We start from the raw sequence: 20,712 nt of genomic DNA, 5'->3' as shown, positions 1-20,712 counted from the left end.
CGCCCCCGGTCCGGCCGTGGTACCGACGGGGCTGTGTCGTGGCCCGCGCCCGTGCCCGACCCTTCGCACGGACCGTGGGCGCAGACGAAGGGAGGACCGTGACCTTCGGCTTCGTTCCGCCACCGTCCGCCGATTCCGCTTCCCGAGCCGGCCGGATGCTCCAGCCCGCCGAGTGGGCGGCAGCGGGAATCCCGTTGCTGCGCAATCCGCGCGAGGTGGTCACCGGACTGCACATCCGCCATCTGCCGACGCCCTCGACCGCCGTCGTCGCGGTCCTCGATCCGGAGGAACGGCTCACGGCGAGCGCCTCGTTCGTCCGCTGCGGCGCTGCCGGCGTCGACGGCTGGGACTTCCGGAACGCGCTGCTGGCGCAGTTGCGCCGGGTGATCCCGCACGATCTGCGGCGCCGCACACCGATCCGCACCGCCGTGCTGCTCTACTGCCGCGAGGGCGAGAGCCGGTGGACGGAGGAGGACGGCGCCTGGATGTGGGGGCTGCGCGACGCCTGCACCCTGCACGGCCTGCGCTGCGGTGCGTACATCACGCTGACCCACGACGGATGGCGAGTCCTCGGCGAGGGGCGGGGCGGCCGTCGGCCGCACTCCGCTTCGCTGCCGAGCGAGCTGGCCGTGGCCGTCGAGGGCGACGGCGACGCCAAGGCGCTGCCGCGGCCCCACCTCGGAGGGCGGCGCAAGGCACTGAGCCACTCCGCCGCCGTCTGACCGGTCGCGGGCCGCACGGCCACCGGCCGTCCGGACGCCGGACAGCTCCGCCACGGGGGACAGAGACTGCCGGACACCGGGCGTTCGGGGACGTGCGGCCTCAGGCGCCGGGACCGATGAGGGTGTTGATGCGCTCCGGATCGCCGCAGACGATCAGCAGCGTCCCGGCACGGCCCATCGCCTCGGGCAGCGCGCGGGCCACGGCGTCGTTCGCACCACCGTTGACGGCGACGACCACGACCGGACGGCCCTTGAGACGGTCGGCATCCGCACCGGCGTAGAAGACATCGTCTCCGGCGTCGTGCTGCGCCCAGTAGGACGCCTCGCCGAAGGACAACTCATGTGCCGCCCACGGATGCTGCTCCCCGGTGGTCAGCACCAGGATCTCACCAGGGGCCCGGCCGGAATCCAGCAGCAGGTCGACCGCCTCGTCCGCCGCGTCCAGGGCGCCGTCCACCGTGGCGGGGATCAGCTGGATCTGAGGCGTGGCCTTCGTGGCGGTGGGTGCGGCCTGGGCAGCCGAAGCCGCCGGGGCGGTCGGCGCGGGCTTCGTCGCATCGCTCGTGGTGCGCTGCGACTGGGCCGACGAGGTTCCGGCGGAGCCACGGTTGGGACCGGGGCTTCCGGGCCGCCGCGGTGCGGGCCGGGGGCCGGGACCAGGGACAGGACGAGGGGTCGACGCGGTACGGCCTGCGGCCGGTGTCGCGCGGGGACCCGGGACACTCTCGTGAATCTGAGGCTCCTCGGGGATGAGAGGCATGGGCTGATGTCTATCAAACGTCGGTGCGAGTCGCATCGGCGGGTGGCGGTTTGGACCGCTTGGTCTGCTCAGAAGTCGAAGCCGAGTTGGCCTTCGCCCTCCAGCCCGACCGGTTCGGATGTACTGCGGAACCGCTTCAGGTGCCGCCAGCGAGGCAGCCCGTCCATATAGGCCCAGGACAGCCGGTGGTGGGGCGTGGGCCCCAGTTCCCGCAGGGCGGCACGGTGCGTGGGGGACGGATATCCGGCGTTGTCCCCGAAGCAGAAGTCCGTGTGCTCGGCTCCCAGTTCGGCCATCATCGCATCCCGGCGGACCTTGGCGATCACTGAGGCGGCGGCGACGGACACACAGGACTGATCGCCCTTGATGACCGTACGAACCGTCCAGGGACCGCCGAGGTAGTCGTACTTCCCGTCCAGGATGACCGCGTCCGGCCGCACCGGCAGCGCGTCCAGCGCACGCGTGGCGGCGAGCCGGAGGGCGGCCGTCATCCCCAGGTCGTCGATCTCCTCGGGAGAGGAGTGCCCCAGGGCGTGTGCGGTGACCCACGAGTCCAGTTCCAGGGCCAGGGCCGTGCGCTTCTTGGGACTCAGCAGCTTGGAGTCGGTGAGCCCGGTCGGCGGACGGCGCAGCCCGGTGACTGCCGCGCAGACCGTAACCGGACCGGCCCATGCCCCGCGCCCGACTTCGTCGATACCGACGACGATCTTTGCTCCCGTCGTGGCTCGGAGCGAGCGCTCGACACTGTGGGTGGGCGGTTCATAGGCCATGGCGAGGACAACCTTACGCCGCTCTTACCTGCGTTCGGAACCCGGATCCCCGCCAGTGATCACCGACCGCCGTCGGCGGTCGCCGCCCTGGTGGGTCCGGTAGCCGTTTCCGCCCAACACGACGCGGCGCAAGGCGGGTTCAACAGGTGGGGCAAACCGGACGGCGCACCGCATCACGCCCACGCGACAGGTCAGTCGGCGCCCGACGGGACCCACTCCGGCAGCGCCTCGGTGCGGTCCAGCCAGTCGGCGGGCGGCACACCGGCGGCCTCGGACGCGACCACTCCCCCGACGATGGCGCAGGTGGTGTCCACATCTCCGCCGGCCGAGGCCGTCCTCCAGAACGCCTCCTCGAAGGAACCCAGGTGGCGAGCGGCGGCCCACAGGGCGAACGGCACGGTGTCATGGGCGCTGGTGCGGCGGCCACAGCCGAGCACCGCGGCGACGGTCCCGGCATCCGCGTAGTCGAGCATGTCACGGGCGCGGCGCAGCCCCGCCTGGACGGCGCTGCGCGGCACCACCTCGACCACCCGGTCCAGCAGTTCCCCGGGCCCGCCGTGGCCCGCCGGATCGGCCACCACCGCCGCGGCCGCGGCCACCGCCATGGCTCCCGCCACCGCCTCGCGATGCTGATGCGTGGTGTACGCCGAGATCTCGGCCTGATGCGTGGCCTGCTCCACATCGCCCGCGTACCAGGCGCCCAGCGGGGCGATCCGCATGGCGGCGCCGTTGCCCCACGAACCCTGCCCCTGGAACAGCCCGGCGGCCAGGTCACGCCAGTCGCCGCCCTCCCTGATCAGGCGGAGCATCCGGTTCACGGCGGGGCCGTAGCCCCGGTCGAAGTCATGGTGGTCGGCGAAGGACCGGGCGAGATCGTCCTGGTCGATCCGGCCGTGGGTCACCAGGACGGCCAGGATCGAACAGGCCATCTCGGTGTCGTCGGTCCACTGCCAGGGGGTGGGCGGCAGCTCGCGGCGCTTGAGGTAGGGATAGTTGGCGGGGACGAAGAACTGGGAGCCGAGGGCGTCGCCCACGGCCAGCCCGCGCAGGCTCCACAGAGCCCGGTGGAAACGGTCAGCGGTCATCGTTGCGCACTCTAACCGGTGCGGCCGTAGGGCTTGGGGGTGCACCAGCGTTCAAAGGGCCGGTCGAGGTGGTAGCGCCCGTCGGAGCCGAGCAGCAGGGTCCGCATCTCGCCGTTGCCGGGGTTCGACAGCGACTCGAATTCGGCGACGTTCCAGTGCAGCCACCGCATGCAGAACAGCCGCATGGTCAGCCCATGGGTCACCAGCAGGACGTTCGGCGGGTGGGCCGGGTCCTCGAAGCTGCGCCACAGGCTCTCCAGGAAGGCGTCCACCCGGTCATAGACGTCGGCGCCCGACTCACCCTGCGCGAACCGGTAGAAGAAGTGCCCGTAGGCATCGCGGTACGCCATCTGTTTCCGCACGTCCTCGCGGTCCTGCCAGTTCCCCCAGTCCTGCTCCCGCAGCCGCGGCTCCTCCCTGACCCGGGTGCGGGAGGGGTCGAGATCGAGCAGCTTCAAGGTCTGGTGGGTGCGGCGGTACGGCGACACATAGATCGACACGCGCTCGTCGCCAAAGGTGGCGCGCAGCCGCTCGCCCGCCTCCTCCGCCTGCCGGCGCCCGGTCTCGGTCAGCCTCAGAGCATGGTCGGGCACCCTTTCGTAGACCGAGTCATCGATGTTCCCCTCCGATTCTCCGTGCCGTAGGAGGACGATGCGCCGAGGTCGTGCCATGGCGCCACCCTAGATCGAGGCCGTGACCGGCGCCTCGCTCCCCTCCTCGGCCAGGGGCCGACCTCCTCGTATCTCGCGGCGCCGCCCGGTGAAGCGGCTGCGCAGCAGCCGGTCGTGCGAGACCACCACCAGCGCCCCGCTCCACCGGGCCAGCGCCTCCTCCAGCTCCTCCACCAGGCCGAGGGCGAGATGGTTGGTCGGCTCGTCGAGCAGCAGCAGATCGGCGGGGCGGGCCAGCAGCCGGGCGAGCGCCAGCCGGCGGCGCTGGCCCGCGGAGAGCGACCCCACCGGGACGTGGAGGGCTTCCGGGCGGAACAGCCCGTACGACAGCAGCAGGTCGGCCTGCTCCTCCGGCGTCCCCGGCAGCCCCCGGCCGAAGGCCGACAACAGCCGCTCCCGGGGCCGGGCAACCGGTATCTCCTGGGCGAGGTAGCCGATCCTGCCCCGGCGGGCCACCCGGCCCGCCTCCGGTTGCTCCACCCCGGCCATGACCCGCAGCAACGTGGATTTGCCCGCGCCGTTGGCACCGTGGACGAGCAGTCGCTCTCCGGCCGCCACCGTGAGCCGGTCCACCGCCAGCCGCTCCCCCACGCGGACATCGTGAAGGTCGATGAGCAGACCGTCCGCCGTCCCCGCGGCGGGGAGCGCCGAGAACCGCAGCGGCTCCGGTGGGCGCGGCACCGGGTCCTCCTGGAGTCTGCGCAGCCTCTCCCGCGCGCTCCGCACCCTGCTGGACACCGAGGACTGCACACGCCCCCGGTCCCGGTCATAGGCCATCTTGTTGCCGTCCTTCATGCCGCGACCCGGGGCGACCCGCCGGGCCACGGTGGTGGCGGCCTCCGCGAGCGCGGCCGTCTCGGCGCACCACTCCTCGTACACCTGCTCCCAGCGGCGGCGCGCGGCGGTCTGCTCGGCGACGAATCCGCCGTACCCCCCGCCGTACCGCACCAGGGTGCGGCGGTCGGCGTCCACCTCGACGATCGCGGTCGCCACCCCCTCCAGGAAGACCCGGTCGTGGGAGACCGCGAGGACGGTGCCCGGATGCGCCCGGAGCGCCTCCTCCAGCCAGCCGAGCGCCGCGCCGTCGAGGTGGTTCGTCGGCTCGTCCAGCAGCATCACCTCGGGGGCGGCCGCGATCAGGCAGGCGAGCCCGAGCCGGGCCTGCTCACCGCCCGACAGGCTGCCGAGCCGCCGCTCGTATCCGATGCCGCCGAGCCCCAGGCCCTGCATGGCCTTCTCCACCCGGGCATCCGCCTCATAGCCGCCGCGGGCCTCGAACGCGGTGAGCAGATCGCCGTACGCGGCGAGCACGTCGGGGGCGCCACCGCCGAGATCCGCCTCCAGCTCGCGCAGCCCGCGCTCCATCGCGCGCACCTCGGCGAGGGCGGTGTCCACCGCGTCGCGCACCGTGTGGTCCGGCGGCAGCTCGGGCGTCTGGCCGAGGTGGCCGACGCCGCCGTCGGCCACCGTGACCACGGCGCCGTCGTCCGGTGACTCGCGCCCGGCCAGCAGCCGCAGCAGGGTGGACTTACCGGCCCCGTTCTCCCCCACGACGCCGATCCGCTCCCCGGGCCGCACCGCGAAGGACACGTCGTCGAACAGCAGCCGGTCGCCCCGGGACAGCGTGACGCCTCCCAGCGAGATCTGAGTGGGCAAGGGCGCACCTCCGAGCACGCGAGCGGCCGTCCGGACCGCACACTCCAAACACAACTGAAGTTGCATTACCCTCAGCATGGCATAGTGAACCCACTAACACAACTGGAGTTGCACTTGTCCACAGAGAGCGCCACCCCGACGCCGGGCACCGTCCGCCCCGGCGGGCGCACCGCGCGCACCCGCTCGGCGGTGCGCGACGCCGTCCTCACCGGCCTCGCCGAGCACGGCTACCCCGGTCTGACCGTGGAGTACGTCGCCGAGCGCTCCGGCATCCACAAGACGACCGTCTACCGGCGCTGGGGCAGCGTCGAGGGGCTCGTGGCGGACGCGCTGGACCTGGCGGGGGAGGACGCCTGGACGCCGCCCGACACCGGGAATCTGGAGGACGATCTGCGCGCCCTCGCCCGCGAGGTGACCGAGACCTTCGGCAGCGTGCCGGCCGCCGCCGCGCCGACCGCTTTCATCGCGGCCGCGTTCCAGTCCGAGCGCGCGGCGCAGGCGCTGCGCGACTTCTACACCGAGCGCTTCGCGCGCTGCGAATCCGTGGTGCGGCGGGCCGTCGACCGAGGTGAGGCCCCCTCCGGCACCGACGCCGCGGCGGTCGTACGCGCCGTCTCCGCGCCCTTGTTCTTCCGGGCGCTGATCACCCGCGAGCCCATCGACACCCCGCTCGCCGACCAGACGGCGGCCGCCGTCACCGCCGCGGTCCGGGCCGGGGCCTACCTCCCCGCCCACCGCTGATCAGGACCCCTTGACCGGCAGAGGGCTCCGCCTCACACCGTCCAGGCGGACTCGACCCGTACGACATCGCCGGCGATCGCCGCCACATCCGCTTCCGTCTGCGCGCGCAGGCCAAGCCGCTCGACCCGCTCCACGCGGTACTTCCCGTGCTCGGCCGCCGAGTCCCACATGGACAACACCAGGAACTCGTTCCCCGGCGCCTCCCCGAACACCCCGCGCAGCATCCCGGGCGACCCGGCCATGGCCGGATTCCACACCTTCTCCTGCACCAGCGTGAAGTGATCCACCCGGTCGGGGCGCACCCGGCAGTGCGCGACGCGCACCACATCCGCGTCGGAGAACCGCGGCTCGAAGCCGACCTTCACATCGAATCGGTGCTCGAACAGCCGGACTTGCATATCCCGGTACGTGCCCGACTGCGAGGCCGCCAGCCGGTCGTGCGAGCGCGCCATGAAGGAGTCGTAGAACGCCCTGCTCTCCCAGAACGAGAAGACATGCGCCACATTCGGCCGCCCCCGGCTCCAGCCACCGCCCTGCCCCCGGAATCCCGGTTCGCCGGGCAACCCCGCCCACTTCCGCTGCCCCCGCTCGAAACCCGGGCGGTCCACCACGGTGCAGCGAATCCACTTGACCAGCACCGCGCCATCCTACGGCCGTACGGTGGCCCTCATCACATACCGGAGAGTCCGCCCCCGGTTCGCCATCGCGTCGTACGGCGCCGGGGACAACGGCGGCGGGGCGCGGACCCGAAGGTCCGCGCCCCGCCTCGGATGTCATCCCTCGGATGTCATCCCTCGGATGTCATCTGTAAGAGCTCGCGATCAGCTGCAGCCGCTCGTCGAACCGCAGCCCTCGCACAGGTAGCAGCTGCCCGCACGGCGCATCTTGGTGCCGCAGGAGAAGCAGAGCGGCGCGTCCGCGTTCAACCCCAGCTGGATCTCGACCAGTTCGGTCGAGCTGTGGGCCTCCTTCGCCGACTCGGACCCGCTCCGCGACCGCGATGACGACCCGCTGCTGCTCTTCGGGGCAGCCACATGGCGCGGCGCCGACTGGGCCAGGCCCTCGACGTCCACCTCGTCGTCGGCGGCCTCGTAGGACCCCGTCTCCAGGTGGCGCTGGCGCTCCTCGGCGGAGTGGATGCCGAGCGCCGAGCGGGTCTCGAAGGGCAGGAAGTCCAGCGCCAGCCGGCGGAAGATGTAGTCGACGATCGACTGCGCCATCCGCACGTCCGGGTCGTCCGTCATACCGGCCGGCTCGAAGCGCATATTGGTGAACTTCGAGACGTAGGTCTCCAGCGGCACGCCGTACTGCAGGCCGACCGACACGGCGATCGAGAAGGCGTCCATCATGCCCGCCAGGGTCGAGCCCTGCTTGGACATCTTCAGGAAGACCTCACCGAGACCGTCGTCCGGGTAGGAGTTCGCGGTCATGTAGCCCTCGGCGCCGCCCACCGTGAAGGAGGTGGTGATGCCGGGGCGGCCCTTGGGAAGGCGCCTGCGGACCGGGCGGTACTCGACGACCTTCTCGACCTCGGGCTCGGCCTGCTCCTTCTCCTCCTTCTTCTTGGCGGAGAGCGGCTGGCCGACCTTGCAGTTGTCGCGGTAGATCGCCAGCGCCTTGATGCCGAGCTTCCAGCCCTCGAAGTAGATCTCCTCGATCTCCTCGACGGTGGCCGACTCCGGCATGTTGACCGTCTTGGAGATCGCGCCGGACAGGAACGGCTGGGCGGCCGCCATCATCCGCACATGGCCCATCGGCGAGATGGAGCGCTCACCCATAGCGCAGTCGAAGACCTCGTAGTGCTGGGGCTTCAGCCCCGGCGCGTCGATCACATTGCCGTGCTCGGCGATGTGGGCGACGATCGCCTCGACCTGCTCCTCCTGGTAGCCGAGCCGCTTGAGCGCCTTGGGGACCGTGTTGTTCACGATCTGCATGGAGCCGCCGCCGACCAGCTTCTTGAACTTGACCAGGGCCAGGTCCGGCTCGACCCCCGTGGTGTCGCAGTCCATCATCAGGCCGATGGTGCCGGTCGGCGCGAGCACCGACGCCTGGGCGTTGCGGTAGCCGCTCTTCTCGCCGAGACGCAGCACGTCCTGCCAGGCCTCGGTGGCCGCGGCCCAGACCGGGGTGTCCAGGTCGTCCATGCGCTTGGCGGCGGCGTTGGCGTCCGAGTGCTGCTTCATGACGCGCTTGTGGGCGTCCGCGTTCCGGGCGTAGCCGTCGTACGTGCCGACCACGGCGGCGAGCTCCGCGGAGCGCTTGTACGAGGTGCCGGTCATCAGGGAGGTGATGGCTCCGGCCAGGGCCCGGCCGCCGTCGCTGTCATAGGCGTGGCCGGTGGCCATGAGCAGGGCGCCCAGGTTGGCGTAGCCGATGCCCAGCTGGCGGAAGGCGCGGGTGGTCTCGCCGATCTTCTCGGTCGGGAAGTCCGCGAAGCAGATGGAGATGTCCATCGCGGTGATGACCAGCTCGACGACCTTGGCGAAGCGCTCGGCGTCGAAGCGCTGGTTGCCCGCGTCGTCGTCGTGGAGGAACTTCATCAGGTTGAGCGAGGCGAGGTTGCACGAGGAGTTGTCCAGGTGCATGTACTCGCTGCACGGGTTGGAGGCCGTGATCCGGCCCGACTCCGGCGAGGTGTGCCAGTGGTTGATGGTGTCGTCGTACTGGATGCCCGGGTCGGCGCAGGCCCAGGCGGCCTCGGCCATCTTGCGGAAGAGGGCCTTGGCGTCGATCTCCTCGATGGGCTCACCGGTCAGCCGGCTGCGCAGCCCGAACGAGGAGCCGGACTCCACCGCCTTCATGAACGTGTCGTTCACGCGGACGGAGTTGTTGGCGTTCTGGTACTGGACGGACGTGATGTCGTCGCCGCCCAGGTCCATGTCGAAGCCCGCGTCGCGCAGGGCGCGGATCTTCTCCTCCTCCTTGACCTTGGTCTCGATGAACGCCTCGACATCCGGGTGATCGACGTCGAGCACGACCATCTTGGCGGCCCGGCGGGTGGCGCCGCCCGACTTGATCGTTCCGGCGGAGGCGTCGGCGCCGCGCATGAAGGAGACGGGGCCGGAGGCGTTGCCGCCCGAGGAGAGGAGTTCCTTGGAGGAACGGATACGGGAGAGGTTCAGGCCGGCGCCGGAGCCGCCCTTGAAGATCATCCCCTCTTCCTTGTACCAGTCCAGGATCGACTCCATGGAGTCGTCCACGGAGAGGATGAAGCAGGCGCTGACCTGCTGCGGCTGCTTGGTGCCGACGTTGAACCAGACAGGCGAGTTGAAGCTGAAGACCTGGTGCAGCAGCGCGTAGGTGAGCTCGTGGTCGAAGATCTCGGCGTCCGCGGGCGAGGCGAAGTAGCCATTGTCCTCACCGGCCTTGCGGTAGGTGCGCACCACGCGGTCGATGAGCCGCTTCAGGCTCGCCTCGCGCTCCGGGGAGCCCACCGCTCCACGGAAGTACTTGCTTGTGACGATGTTGACCGCGTTCACCGACCAGAAGTCGGGGAACTCCACGCCGCGCTGCTCGAAGTTGACCGAACCGTCGCGCCAGTTGGTCATGACGACGTCACGGCGCTCCCAGACCACCTCGTCGTACGGATGCACGCCGGGGGTGGTATGGATGCGCTCGATGCGCAGCCCCTTGTTCGCCTTGCTGCCCTTGGAGCGGGAGCCTCGTGCCGGGCCGCTCGTCGTCTCTGTCATTCCGCCTCCCTGTACGGGCGAAAACGCCCTGATGTGCCCATTTCTTCCCCGGGCACGGTGTGTCTGTCTTTCACCCGGACGCGGCAAGCGCCCCGGGCGGGTATGTGGGCCGCCGGTCAGTCGGCGGCGATCGCCGGCGCGGGGGCCTCCGCGGCCCCTTCGGCGCCGGGCCCGCGGTCGTGCGCGGGAGGCCGTTGCTGGTCACGCAGCTCCGCCACGGCGTCCTCGAAGTCCTCGAGGGAGTCGAAGGCGCGGTAGACGGAGGCGAAGCGGAGGTAGGCGACGAGGTCGAGCTTCTGGAGCGGGCCGAGTATGGCGAGCCCGACGTCATGGGTGGACAGCTCGGCGCTGCCGGTGGCCCGGACCGCCTCCTCCACCTGCTGACCGAGCTTGGCGAGGGCGTCCTCGGTCACCGGACGGCCCTGGCACGCCTTGCGAACCCCCGAGATGACCTTGTCGCGGCTGAAGGGCTCGGTGACCCCGCTCCGCTTGATCACCATGAGTGACGCGGTCTCCACGGTCGTGAAGCGACGCGAGCAGTCGGGGCACTGGCGGCGCCTGCGGATCGAGCAGCCGTCATCCGTGGTGCGGCTGTCGACGACGCGGCTGTCGGGGTGCCTGCAGAAGGGGCAGTGCATGACTCCGAGCCCTCCCTCACCCTCAAAAACGGCGCATGACTGAACATGCCTGAACATGCCTGATGAGCCCCGTCCGGGCCGTAAGACCCTCCGGGGCGGCCACAAGCATAGGCCAAAACTCTGTCGGCGGATCCACCAGGGACCACAACCTGTGGGTGGCCTGCATCCATCAAACCACTAGATCTGGTGTCCGGCACTCAACCGAGCCGGATGGCGTGTCACGGGTCGGGAGCAGGCACGAGACTACGCGAACCCCGTGCGTCCCGGATTCACAGGGGTCGGGATGCAAGACTGGGGCCGCCGCACGGCGACCGGACCAAACGGCCCATACACCGAACCCTGTGATCACGTCAGTCCATCTGCGAAATTTCACTCGAACGTGTGTTTGGCGCAACCTTTCGAAAGCAACTACCGTTGTCCAACTAGGGAGAACATCTCGAGAGGGGCCGTCGTGACCACCACCGCAGAGAGCGCCACCGTTACCGCCCAGGAGCGCTCCCAGAGCCGACTCGAACAGACACACGCGATGAACCAGACCCACCCGATGAACGATGACGCCACGACCCCGGAGGGGCAGAAGCCCGCGCGCTCGCTACCAGGGCGACCTCCAGGCATCCGGGCGGACAGCTCGGGGCTGACCGACCGGCAGCGGCGCGTCATCGAGGTCATTCGCGACTCTGTGCAGCGGCGTGGCTACCCGCCGTCCATGCGGGAGATCGGTCAGGCGGTGGGCCTCTCCAGCACCTCGTCCGTCGCCCACCAGCTGATGGCCCTGGAGCGGAAGGGCTTTCTGCGACGCGACCCCCATCGGCCCCGGGCCTACGAGGTCCGCGGCTCCGACCAGCCCAGCACCCAGCCCCAGGACACCACCGGCAAGCCCGCCGCCTCCTATGTGCCGCTGGTCGGCCGGATCGCGGCCGGTGGCCCGATCCTCGCCGAGGAGTCGGTCGAGGATGTCTTCCCGCTCCCCCGGCAGCTGGTCGGCGACGGTGAGCTCTTCGTGCTGAAGGTGGTCGGCGACTCCATGATCGAGGCCGCCATCTGCGACGGCGACTGGGTGACGGTGCGCCGCCAGCCCGTCGCGGAGAACGGCGACATCGTCGCCGCCATGCTCGACGGTGAGGCCACGGTGAAGCGTTTCAAGCGTGAGGACGGCCATGTGTGGCTCCTCCCGCACAACGCCGCCTACCAGCCGATCCCCGGCGACGAGGCCACCATTCTGGGCAAGGTGGTTGCGGTGCTGCGGCGCGTCTGAGCGCGCCAGATCGAGGTGCGCCCTTAGCGTGCCCCACGACCGGGCCCCGGAACCACTGCGCCGGTTCCGGGGCCCTGCTGTGTCTCGCGACCGTCGAGGCCCTGTCGTATGAGACGACCGCCCCCCGCTAGGCCTCCTGTGCCTTGGCCGCCGCGTCGATGGCGGCCAGCGAGCGGCGCACCTGGTTGCGGTCAGTCGTGTACCAGAATTCCGGCATGGACTTGCGGAGGAACGAGCCGTAGCGGGCCCGCTCGACCCGCGGATCCAGGACGGCGACGATGCCGCGGTCGCCCGAAGCCCGCACCAGCCGACCCGCACCCTGAGCCATCAACAGCGCGGCATGGGTCGCGGCGACGGCCATGAAGCCATTGCCACCGGCCTCCTCCACCGCCTTCTGGCGGGCACTCATCAGAGGGTCGTCGGGGCGGGGGAAAGGCACCCGGTCCATCACCACCAACTGACAGCTGGGCCCCGGCACATCGACACCCTGCCAGAGGGACAGCGTGCCGAACAGGCAGGTCCTGGCGTCGGCGGAGAAGGAGCGGATCAGCTCGCCCAGCGTCTCCTCGCCCTGGAGGAGGATGGGCATGTCCACCCGCCCACGCAGGTCCTCCGCGGCCGCCTGGGCGGCACGCATGGACGAGAACAGCCCGAGCGTGCGACCACCCGCTGCCTCCACCAGCTCGGCGAGCTCATCGAGCATATCGGCGCGGCTGCCCTCGCGGCCGGGCTGGGCGAGATGCTTGGCGACGTAGAGAATCCCCTGCTTGGAGTAGTCGAAGGGCGAGCCGACATCGAGACCCTGCCAGCGCGGTGCGGCCTCCTCGCCGCCCTCCGGATCCTGCGGGCTCTCGGGGGCTAGACCGAGTGAGGCCGCCACCCCGTTGAAGTCCCCGCCCAGCTTGAGCGTGGCGGAGGTGAGGACGACGGACCGGTCCTCGAACAGCTTCTCGCGCAGCAGCCCCGACACCGAGAGCGGGGCGACACGCAGCGAGGCGCCGAAGCGGTCGTGCCGCTCGTACCAGACCACGTCGTACTCGGAGGCTTCGACGATCCGCTCGGCCACCTGGTGGATGTTCTCCACGGCGCCCAGCGCCTGCTTGCGGACCGCGTCCTCGTCCTTGACCGAGGCGTCCCGTGTGGCGCCGAGCGCCGAGATCACCGTGCGGGCCGCGTCGCGCAGCGCCATCAGCACATAGCCGAGGTCCTCGGGGATCTTCTCGAGGCGGCCGGGCAGGGCGAGCTCCATCAGCCGCTCGAAGCCCTCGGAGGCGGTCTGCAGAGCGTCCGCCGCCTGTTCGTTGACCAGCTTCGCGGCACGCCGCACGGCGCGGTTGACCTGGCCCGGGGTGAGCTCTCCGCTGGCGACGCCGGTGACCCGGGAGACCAGCTCATGGGCCTCGTCGACGATCAGCACCTCATGGCTGGGCAGCACGGGAGCGCCCTCGATCGCGTCGATGGCGAGCAGCGCGTGATTGGTGACGACGACGTCGGCGAGCTTGGCCCGCTCACGGGCGGCCTCGGCGAAGCACTCCGCGCCATAGGCGCATTTGGACGCGCCGAGGCACTCCCGGGAGGTGACCGACACCTGGGACCAGGCGCGGTCCGAGACACCGGGGGTCAGATCGTCCCGGTCACCCGTCTCGGTATCGTCCGACCAGTCGCGCAACCGCAGCAGGTCCTTGCCGAGCTTGCTGGTGGGCGCGGCGGCCTCGAACGGGTCGAAGAGCCCGGCCTCATCGGCGTCTTCCTGGGGGACGCCCTCGTGGAGCCGATGCAGGCACAGATAGTTGGAGCGGCCCTTGAGCATGGCGAACTCGGGGCGACGGCGCAGCTGCGGGTGCAGCGCCTCCACGGTGCGGGGCAGGTCGCGCTCGACGAGCTGCCGCTGCAGGGCGAGGGTCGCCGTGGCGACAACGACGCGCTCGCCGTGGGCGAGGGCGGGCACCAGGTAGCCCAGGGACTTCCCGGTGCCGGTACCGGCCTGGACCAGCAGGTGGGAGCTGTCGTCGATCGCCTCCGCCACCGCTTGGGCCATGGCGGTCTGGCCAGGGCGCTCGGTGCCGCCGACGGCGGTTACGGCGGCGTGCAGCAGATCTTCGAGTGGAGGCGAGGACGATTCAGTCATAGGGCTGCCAGCCTAAAGGGCGGCACCGACATCACTCCTGTCGGTGTGGTCGGTGACGGACAGTTTCGGCCGGAGCGGGGTCGGGCGGATCTTCGCTTCGTGGCACGGGCGCAGCCGCGGTGCGTGGCACGGGCGGAGCCACGGTGCGTGGAACCGGGACCGGGCGAGCGGTGTATGAACAGTGGAGTCTCGCATCGAGGCAGATGGATCACCGGGGGGCACGGATGGTTGCGGACGCTCACAGGACGTGTCGCAGGGCACGGTCGCGCAGCATCAGCGCGGCGCGTTTGCCGGGGAGTTCGACTTCCGCGGAGAAGCGGAAACCGGCGCTGAGGAAGGCGGCCACGGAGGGAGTATTGCGGAGATCCGGTTCGGCCACGACCCGGGTGCAGGACCGACGGTGCTCGAGGACAAGGTCGGCGGCCGCGCGGAGCAGGGTCGTCCCCAGGCCACGGCCGCGATCGCTGACCCGGCCGATGAGCAGGTGGATACCCGTGTCGTGCGGCCGGGCCGGGTAGTACCGCGCGAGCGGGTCCAGATCGGCGCGGTACACCTCCCAATAGCTCATCGGCACGCCGTCCAGGACGCCCAGACAGGGCACGCTGCGCCCATCGCCGTCGAGCTGGTCACCGAGATGGCTCGAGGTGGCCTCCTCGGGGCCGTCGAGCTCCCAGAAGGCGGCCACGGACGGGTCGTTCATCCATTGGGCGATGAGCCGCAGATCGCGCCCAATGCGGACGGGGACGAGTTGGAAGGTGCCCAACGGGGTGTTGGTGGGCCCCCATTCGACGATGTGGTCGAGCAGATCCGGCCGGCCGTCGGCCTCCGGTCGAGCGGAGGCCAGGTCGCTGAGTCGTGCGATGTCCTCTTCCTGGCGCAGCCGCATGTCGATGGTGTCGTCGGTGCTGGAGCTCGTACTGGAGTCGGTGTGCGGCACGGCGATGCTCTCCTCTCAGGGGTCTGGGCACGTCGGGAGGGGCGTGGGGGTGAGGGGCGTGATCGCGGGTCGCGGAGTCAAGCCATGGGGGTGACAGCGGTGGAGCCGGAAGGCGAGACAGACGTGGAAAGGGGGTTGGGGATGGTCACATAGACGGACTGGGTGTCCACCGGTCCCACGAGTTCGTCCAGGCCGCGCAGCCGCGTGAGCAGATTGGCCTTGCAGCGCAGGGTGGGTGTCTCCAGGAGCCGGGCGGGGAGCGGTGAGCGGGTTCTGGCGGGGCCAGACGCGGCCTCGGCGAGAAAGCGGCGGAACGCGGCCAGCAGGACGCGCTCGTCGACGAGTCGCTGGGATCCGAAGGCGCCGATCAGTCCGAGGACGTTGTTGACACCCAGGTAGTAGGCGAACCGCTCGTCGGTGACGTCGTCGGAGACGAAGGTGTCGCTGCGGCCGCCGATACCGGGCAGCCGGCGCTGGAGTTCGGCGTGCCGGGACGCGCGGAAGTAGTAGCCCTGGTTGTCCCGGTAGCGGCCGCCGACCGGCCAGCCGTCGGGGTCCAGCAGCACCAGGGTGTTCTGCTGGTGCGCCTCGAGCGCGATGCCGGCCTCTCCGTCCAACCAGAGCAGGGGGCGTACAACCGTGTGCAGATAGCGCAGGAACCACTCCGTGCCGGCGGCCGCGGTGGAACGACCGGTTCGAGCGGCGAGCCGGGCGATGAGGTGGGCGAGCCGGGAGCGCATCACCGGCTGCCCGGGCCAGGGGCGCGGCGCGAGGAGTCCGGCGACGCAGACGGCGTCGTCGCCGGGGCCGAACGGGTTGTGCCGGATGACGACGTCGAGGCCGGTCAGGGGTTCGCCATCCGGTCCGTCGACGGCGAGCCAGGCCGGATCCCGGACGATGTCGAAGCCCGGGAAGCCGGGGAAGGCCGCCCGCCACTGCTCGGCCAGTCCGCTGCGGAGCAGCCGGTGCACCTCGACACCGCGGCGGAGTTCCTTACGGAGGTTCTCACGACGGGAGTTGGTGATCCGCAGACCGAGGGAGAGTTTCAGCATGGCGGGAGCGCCGGGCCGGTAGACGGTACGGACCGAGGAAGTGGGGTGCCAGGGCCCACCGGACGGCCCGAGGTCGTGCAGCAGGCCGGCGTCGAAGAGCGCGGCGACCTCCGGACGGTGCCGAATCTCGCGAGCCTGCCAGGGATGCAGGGGCAAGGGCACGGTTCCGGTGGGCAGTTGGAGGCCGCTGCCCGCCAGGGAGAGGGCGAGCCGTTCGGCGGGCACGGTCCGGCCGCGCTCCGTCCAGGCCGACTCGCAAGCCAGCGCGGGCCGGCCGACCGCGATCCAGTGAAGGGGAAAGGAGCCACGCGTTTCCGGTGAGCAGACGGTGGATTCGGAGTCGGAGAGGCCCTCGCGGCTCTTCGGCGTGGGATGCAGGGGGTGACCGAAGAGGAGGGACTGTTCCGCGCTGAGGAACGGGGTGCTCGTGCTCGGATCGGCGGGTGTGGCCCGGCGGAGGGTGAGGAAGAGGGCGGTGCGCCGTACGGAGTCCGCGACACGGCCGACGAGTTCGGTGGCGTCCGCGTCGGGGTCGTCCCGCCGCGCGCTGTACGTCGCCTCGCGGCTGAGCAGGGCCGCGAGGGTGACGGCGCCGACAGCGGGCGCGTCATGGGGGCCGTGTTCCAGCAGCGGCGGACCGAAGCGGTGCCAGCCGGTGGGCGACCAATAGCGCACCGGGACGATGAGGACGGTTCCACTGGCGGCGAGGGAAATGCGCAGGGTGTCCCCGTCGGGGCGCACTAGGCCGCTCTCGCGCACCCAGCAGCGCAGCAGGTTCTCGACGGCTGCGGCGTCGGCCGCGATCTGCGGGTCGGGGTCGTCGAGCGGATCCGCGACGACCTCGCGGGCGCCGGCCTCGCGGATGCGGTTGTCTGGCGGCGCCTCATGGCTGTCGCGGTGCTGCCGGGGCACGGCCGCCACGGCGAGGGGCGGCCCCTGAGCGGGCAGCTGCGGCGCGGGCGGCTCCTCCGCCGACGGCTCCGGAGCGGGTGGCGGCTCCGGGGCGGGCGGCTGGGGTACTCCCGTTCCCGTTCCCGTTCCCGCCACGCTGATGAGCGGAGCCATGGCGGGCGACGCCGCCGGGGGCGATGGCACGGGTGCCGGGGACGGTGACGCCGCCGTTGGGGGCGATGGCGGTGCTGGGGGCGCCGTCTGGTCGCCGACGGCCGTCGTGGCGGTGGACGGCGCCCTGACCGTCGAGACCGCCGAGGGTGGAGCGGGCGGTCCTGCCGCCTCGGCCGGGGGAGGCGCTGTGTGGGGCGGCTGTGGGAGGGACGTCGGGGGGCCGGGGCGGGCGGAGTCGTCGGGGTCGGTCAGGGCGCCGGGCACGGGCTGCGGTTCGGGAGACAAGGGCGCTCCCCCAGAGGTGTGCGGCATGGTGGGTGCGGCGCGGGCATCACGGCGTTCATGTCCTGGGCCCGGCGCCTGCCTCCTTCGGTGGTGCGATGGCGGTGCGGTCGTACGGTGCGGGGCGCGTCACCGGTGGTCTCCGGCGAGCGGCGGGGCGAATGGGGCAGCGGTGGGAGGGAGTTCGCGGGAGCGGGTTCCGGCGGTGCGGATCGCCGCGTCCAGGGCGTCGGTGAGCCGGTCGAGGACGGCCTCTGTCTGCTCATCGGTGATGGTGAGCGGGGGGAGAAGGCGGATCACCGCGCTGTGGCGCCCGCCGAGTTCGACGATGAGCCCGCGCCGCAGGCACTCCTGCTGAACGGCCGCCGCGAGCGCGGGATCGGCGGGCGAAGCCCCCGTACGTGTGGCACCGGCGTACCACGCTCCCCCACCCAACGCCGCGCCCACACCCCCGCCTTGAGCGCCCACCCGGCGGGCTCCCTCACCCGGGTTCACCCCGCTGGCAGCAGGCCCAGCATCCGGGGCCACCAGCTCCAGGCCGATCATGAGGCCGCGGCCGCGTACGTCTCCGATCCACGCGTGCCCGGTGGCGAATTGGCGCAGCCGATCCAGCATCCGGGCGCCGATAGTTGCCGCGCGTTCGGCGAGGTTGTTCTCGCGGACGTAGGCGAGGGTCGCGGCGCCTGCGGCCATCGCCAGCTGGTTGCCGCGGAAGGTGCCCGCGTGGGCTCCGGGGGGCCAGACGTCGAGGTCCTCGCGGTAGACCACGACGGCCAGCGGCAGGCCACCGCCGATGGCCTTCGACAGCACCATCACATCGGGCACCACCCCGCTGTGGTCGACCGCCCAGAGGGCCCCGGTGCGCCCGACACCGGTCTGGACCTCGTCCGCGATGAGCGGGATGGAGCGGGCCGCGGTGATGTCGCGCATCCGGCGCAGCCAGCCGTCCGGGGCCGGGATCACCCCGCCCTCGCCCTGGACGGGTTCGAGGATCATCCCGGCCGGATCGGTCACCCCGCCCTTCGGGTCGTCGAGCAGCTTCTCGGTCCAGCGCGCGGAGAGTTCGGCGCCGTGCTCCCCGCCGACCCCGAATGGGCAGCGGTAGCCGTATGGAAAGGGCAGCCGGGTCACTCCGGACGACGGGGCGCCGCCGGAGGCGGCAAGGGCTCCGGCGGTCATGCCGTGGTAGGCCCCGGAGAAGGCGAGCAGGCCGTCTCGCCCGGTGGCGGTCCGCACCAGCTTGAGCGCGGCCTCGACCGCGTCCGTGCCCGCCGGCCCGCAGAACTGCACCCGCGCGCGGGCGGCGAGTCCGGGCGGCAGAGTGGCGAACAGCTCGTCCGTGAAGGCGTCCTTGACCGGTGTGGCCAGGTCCAGGACCTGCAGCGGCGCCTCCGCGTCCAGAACGGCCCGGATCGCGTCCAGCACCGCCGGGTGGTTGTGCCCCAGGGCCAGCGCCCCGGCCCCGGAGAGGCAGTCGAGATAGCGGCGGCCGTCGGCCCCTTCGACCGTCATCCCCCGGGCGCGCACCGGAACGACGGGCAGCGCCCGGGCGTAGGTGCGGGCGGCGGACTCACGCAGCGCCTGGCGCCGCAGAATGCCCTGGGCGGCGCCGTCGTCGTCGCAGACGGCGGCCAGTGCCATCGGCGGGAGCTGGGTCACGGCCACGCGTCTCGGTCCTCCTGCTGCTGAACACCCTCCGGCTGTCCCCCGTACGTACCAACGACGCGTGGCGCTCTGGATCACGGGCTGGGCGAAGATCCTTGCGGCCGGGAACCAAGGACCCGCTCGCAGCCGTCGTAGGCGGCACCGGCATAGTGGGATACCACCCCATTGCCGGGGCGGTGCATGACAATTCCGCACAGGCCGTAGAGCAGCTCAGATCCTCAGGGGGAGTCCCGCCCATGCCATCCAAACGCCGACCCGCACTGGCCGTGGCCGCCATAGCCTCGGTTCTGGCGCTCACCGCCACCGCGTGCGGCTCCTCGGACGACAACACCGACGCCAAGCCGACCGCGTCGTCGGAGCAGCAGGGCGTGGACGACATCAAGCTGCCCGACAACCTCAACGACAAGTTGAAGAACCTCGGCATCGATCTGGACCAGTGGAAGAACGGCGCCTGGAACAAGTGGGACAAGGACGACTGGCTGCGCGAGGCCGGTGACTTCATCAACCCGATCATCAAGGGCCTGTGGAAGCCGGACCGGATGCGCGACGCGCAGGAGCCCGACAAGCCGGTGGACGACAGCGACATCGCGGACGACCAGGGTGTGACCGACCCCGATCCGCAGCCCGTCCCGGCCAAGGAGGTCACCAGCCCGTACAGCTCCAACGTCCCCTACGCGGGCAAGGTCTTCTTCGACGGCCCCGAGGGCTCGATGGTCTGCTCCGCGACGGTGGTCGAGGACCCGGCGCATCCCGGCAAGTCCAACCTGGTGTGGACGGCGGGCCACTGCGTCCACGCGGGCAAGGGCGGCGGCTGGTACAAGAATCTGATGTTCGTGCCCTCCTACAACGACGCGGGCAAGTCGCAGGCGGAGCTGGAGAACGCCACCAAGGAGGAGCTGGCCCCCAAGGGTGTCTGGTGGGCCGACTGGGCGCAGACCTCCTCACAGTGGATCGACAACGGCGCGGCCGTGGGCGGTAAGGGCGCTCCGTACGACTTCGCGGTGATGCATGTGAAGCCGGAGGTCAGCGGCGGCAAGTCGCTCGAGGAGACGGTGGGCGGCGCGCTGCCGGTCGACTTCAACGCCCCGGCGGTGAAGTCCATCGACGAGATCACGGCCACCGGCTACCCGGCCGCTCCGCCGTTCGACGGCCAGAAGATGAACCAGTGCGCGGACAAGCCGGGTCGGCTCTCCCTGGACGCCAAGCAGCCGACGATGTACCGCATCGGCTGCACCATGACCGCGGGCTCCTCCGGCGGTGGCTGGGTCGCCGACGGCGCGGACGGCAAGCCGGCGCTGGTGTCCAACACCTCGATCGGCCCGTCCAACGCGGCCTGGCTGGCGGGCCCGCATCTGGGCCCCGAGGCGAAGGGCGTCTACAGCGCGGTCAGCAAGAAGTTCGCGAACCAGTGACCTGCTGAGCCCGTAGCCGTCAGGCAGCGATCCATCCCATGGCGAGGGGCGGCGCCCCGCGCCGGCGGCGCGCGCGCGGCGACCTACCGTGCCCCGCGGGGGTGGTCCCCCCCCGCGCCCCCCCCCCGCGTGGCGCTGGCCGTATCGGTGCGGCCGTTGGGGTGCGTGATGGGAGCGGAGC

The 20,712-nt window shown here is 71.3% G+C and carries 16 protein-coding genes; 4 read left to right on the top strand and 12 right to left on the bottom strand.

Annotated features, from left to right (window positions below):
- Window positions 1–98: 98 nt before the first annotated feature.
- The gene (locus ACFXB5_RS06355) at window positions 99–722 is read left to right on the top strand and encodes a hypothetical protein (protein ID WP_385203090.1); all 624 of its coding nucleotides are present in this window, start codon (window positions 99–101) and stop codon (window positions 720–722) included.
- A gap of 100 nt (window positions 723–822) precedes the next feature.
- Here ACFXB5_RS06355 and ACFXB5_RS06350 read toward each other — a convergent pair whose 3' ends face one another.
- The 5 genes from ACFXB5_RS06350 to ACFXB5_RS06330 all read right to left on the bottom strand — a co-directional run bounded on the left by ACFXB5_RS06350 (window position 823) and on the right by ACFXB5_RS06330 (window position 5,664).
- On the bottom strand, window positions 823–1,482 hold the full coding sequence (locus ACFXB5_RS06350) for a hypothetical protein (RefSeq protein ID WP_385203088.1): 660 nt from the start codon (window positions 1,480–1,482) through the stop codon (window positions 823–825).
- 68 nt (window positions 1,483–1,550) lie between these two features.
- Complete coding sequence (locus tag ACFXB5_RS06345) at window positions 1,551–2,252, bottom strand: ribonuclease HII (protein ID WP_201852660.1); 702 nt, start codon at window positions 2,250–2,252, stop codon at window positions 1,551–1,553.
- Window positions 2,253–2,443: 191 nt separating this feature from the next.
- Window positions 2,444–3,337 carry an ADP-ribosylglycohydrolase family protein gene (locus ACFXB5_RS06340; protein WP_385203085.1) on the bottom strand — a complete coding sequence of 298 codons (894 nt, stop codon included), beginning with the start codon at window positions 3,335–3,337 and terminating at the stop codon, window positions 2,444–2,446.
- Window positions 3,338–3,348: 11 nt separating this feature from the next.
- Window positions 3,349–4,008: a histidine phosphatase family protein gene (locus ACFXB5_RS06335; RefSeq protein ID WP_385203082.1), complete on the bottom strand. Its 660-nt coding sequence runs from the start codon at window positions 4,006–4,008 to the stop codon at window positions 3,349–3,351.
- A 9-nt stretch (window positions 4,009–4,017) separates the two neighbouring features.
- Window positions 4,018–5,664: an ABC-F family ATP-binding cassette domain-containing protein gene (locus ACFXB5_RS06330; RefSeq protein WP_385203079.1), complete on the bottom strand. Its 1,647-nt coding sequence runs from the start codon at window positions 5,662–5,664 to the stop codon at window positions 4,018–4,020.
- Between the two features lie 114 nt (window positions 5,665–5,778).
- On the opposite strand from ACFXB5_RS06330, the gene ACFXB5_RS06325 reads away from it, so the two are divergent.
- A complete protein-coding gene (locus ACFXB5_RS06325) occupies window positions 5,779–6,405 on the top strand; it encodes a TetR/AcrR family transcriptional regulator (RefSeq protein ID WP_385203076.1) in 627 nt (208 codons plus the stop codon).
- A 32-nt stretch (window positions 6,406–6,437) separates the two neighbouring features.
- Here ACFXB5_RS06325 and ACFXB5_RS06320 read toward each other — a convergent pair whose 3' ends face one another.
- The 3 genes from ACFXB5_RS06320 to nrdR all read right to left on the bottom strand — a co-directional run bounded on the left by ACFXB5_RS06320 (window position 6,438) and on the right by nrdR (window position 10,735).
- The gene (locus tag ACFXB5_RS06320; protein WP_044569357.1) at window positions 6,438–7,043 is read right to left on the bottom strand and encodes a YdbC family protein; all 606 of its coding nucleotides are present in this window, start codon (window positions 7,041–7,043) and stop codon (window positions 6,438–6,440) included.
- A gap of 183 nt (window positions 7,044–7,226) precedes the next feature.
- The gene (locus tag ACFXB5_RS06315) at window positions 7,227–10,097 is read right to left on the bottom strand and encodes a vitamin B12-dependent ribonucleotide reductase (RefSeq protein ID WP_385203073.1); all 2,871 of its coding nucleotides are present in this window, start codon (window positions 10,095–10,097) and stop codon (window positions 7,227–7,229) included.
- A 116-nt stretch (window positions 10,098–10,213) separates the two neighbouring features.
- Entirely contained in the window at window positions 10,214–10,735 is a 522-nt protein-coding gene (gene nrdR, locus ACFXB5_RS06310; protein ID WP_385203070.1) for a transcriptional regulator NrdR, read from the bottom strand.
- Between the two features lie 451 nt (window positions 10,736–11,186).
- Between nrdR and lexA the strand changes: the two genes are divergently transcribed.
- Window positions 11,187–11,990, top strand: a complete 804-nt coding sequence (gene lexA / locus ACFXB5_RS06305) for a transcriptional repressor LexA (protein ID WP_201852652.1) — start codon at window positions 11,187–11,189, stop codon at window positions 11,988–11,990.
- Window positions 11,991–12,117: 127 nt separating this feature from the next.
- On the opposite strand, the gene ACFXB5_RS06300 is transcribed toward lexA, so the two are convergent.
- From ACFXB5_RS06300 to ACFXB5_RS06285, 4 genes are all read right to left on the bottom strand, one after another.
- On the bottom strand, window positions 12,118–14,118 hold the full coding sequence (locus ACFXB5_RS06300) for an ATP-dependent DNA helicase (protein WP_385203067.1): 2,001 nt from the start codon (window positions 14,116–14,118) through the stop codon (window positions 12,118–12,120).
- Window positions 14,119–14,356: 238 nt separating this feature from the next.
- The gene (locus tag ACFXB5_RS06295) at window positions 14,357–15,055 is read right to left on the bottom strand and encodes a GNAT family N-acetyltransferase (RefSeq protein ID WP_385203064.1); all 699 of its coding nucleotides are present in this window, start codon (window positions 15,053–15,055) and stop codon (window positions 14,357–14,359) included.
- Window positions 15,056–15,132: 77 nt separating this feature from the next.
- The gene (locus ACFXB5_RS06290) at window positions 15,133–17,172 is read right to left on the bottom strand and encodes an IucA/IucC family protein (RefSeq protein WP_385203061.1); all 2,040 of its coding nucleotides are present in this window, start codon (window positions 17,170–17,172) and stop codon (window positions 15,133–15,135) included.
- Between the two features lie 411 nt (window positions 17,173–17,583).
- Complete coding sequence (locus tag ACFXB5_RS06285) at window positions 17,584–19,119, bottom strand: diaminobutyrate--2-oxoglutarate transaminase family protein (RefSeq protein ID WP_385203058.1); 1,536 nt, start codon at window positions 19,117–19,119, stop codon at window positions 17,584–17,586.
- A 236-nt stretch (window positions 19,120–19,355) separates the two neighbouring features.
- Between ACFXB5_RS06285 and ACFXB5_RS06280 the strand changes: the two genes are divergently transcribed.
- Entirely contained in the window at window positions 19,356–20,531 is a 1,176-nt protein-coding gene (locus ACFXB5_RS06280; RefSeq protein ID WP_385203056.1) for a trypsin-like serine peptidase, read from the top strand.
- Window positions 20,532–20,712 lie beyond the last annotated feature (181 nt).

Source organism: Streptomyces sp. NPDC059455, assembly GCF_042750115.1.
Classification (GTDB): Bacteria; Actinomycetota; Actinomycetes; order Streptomycetales; family Streptomycetaceae; genus Streptomyces; species Streptomyces endocoffeicus.
Note: the sequence above shows the minus strand (reverse complement) of the source record. Positions and strands in the feature narration are given on the sequence as shown.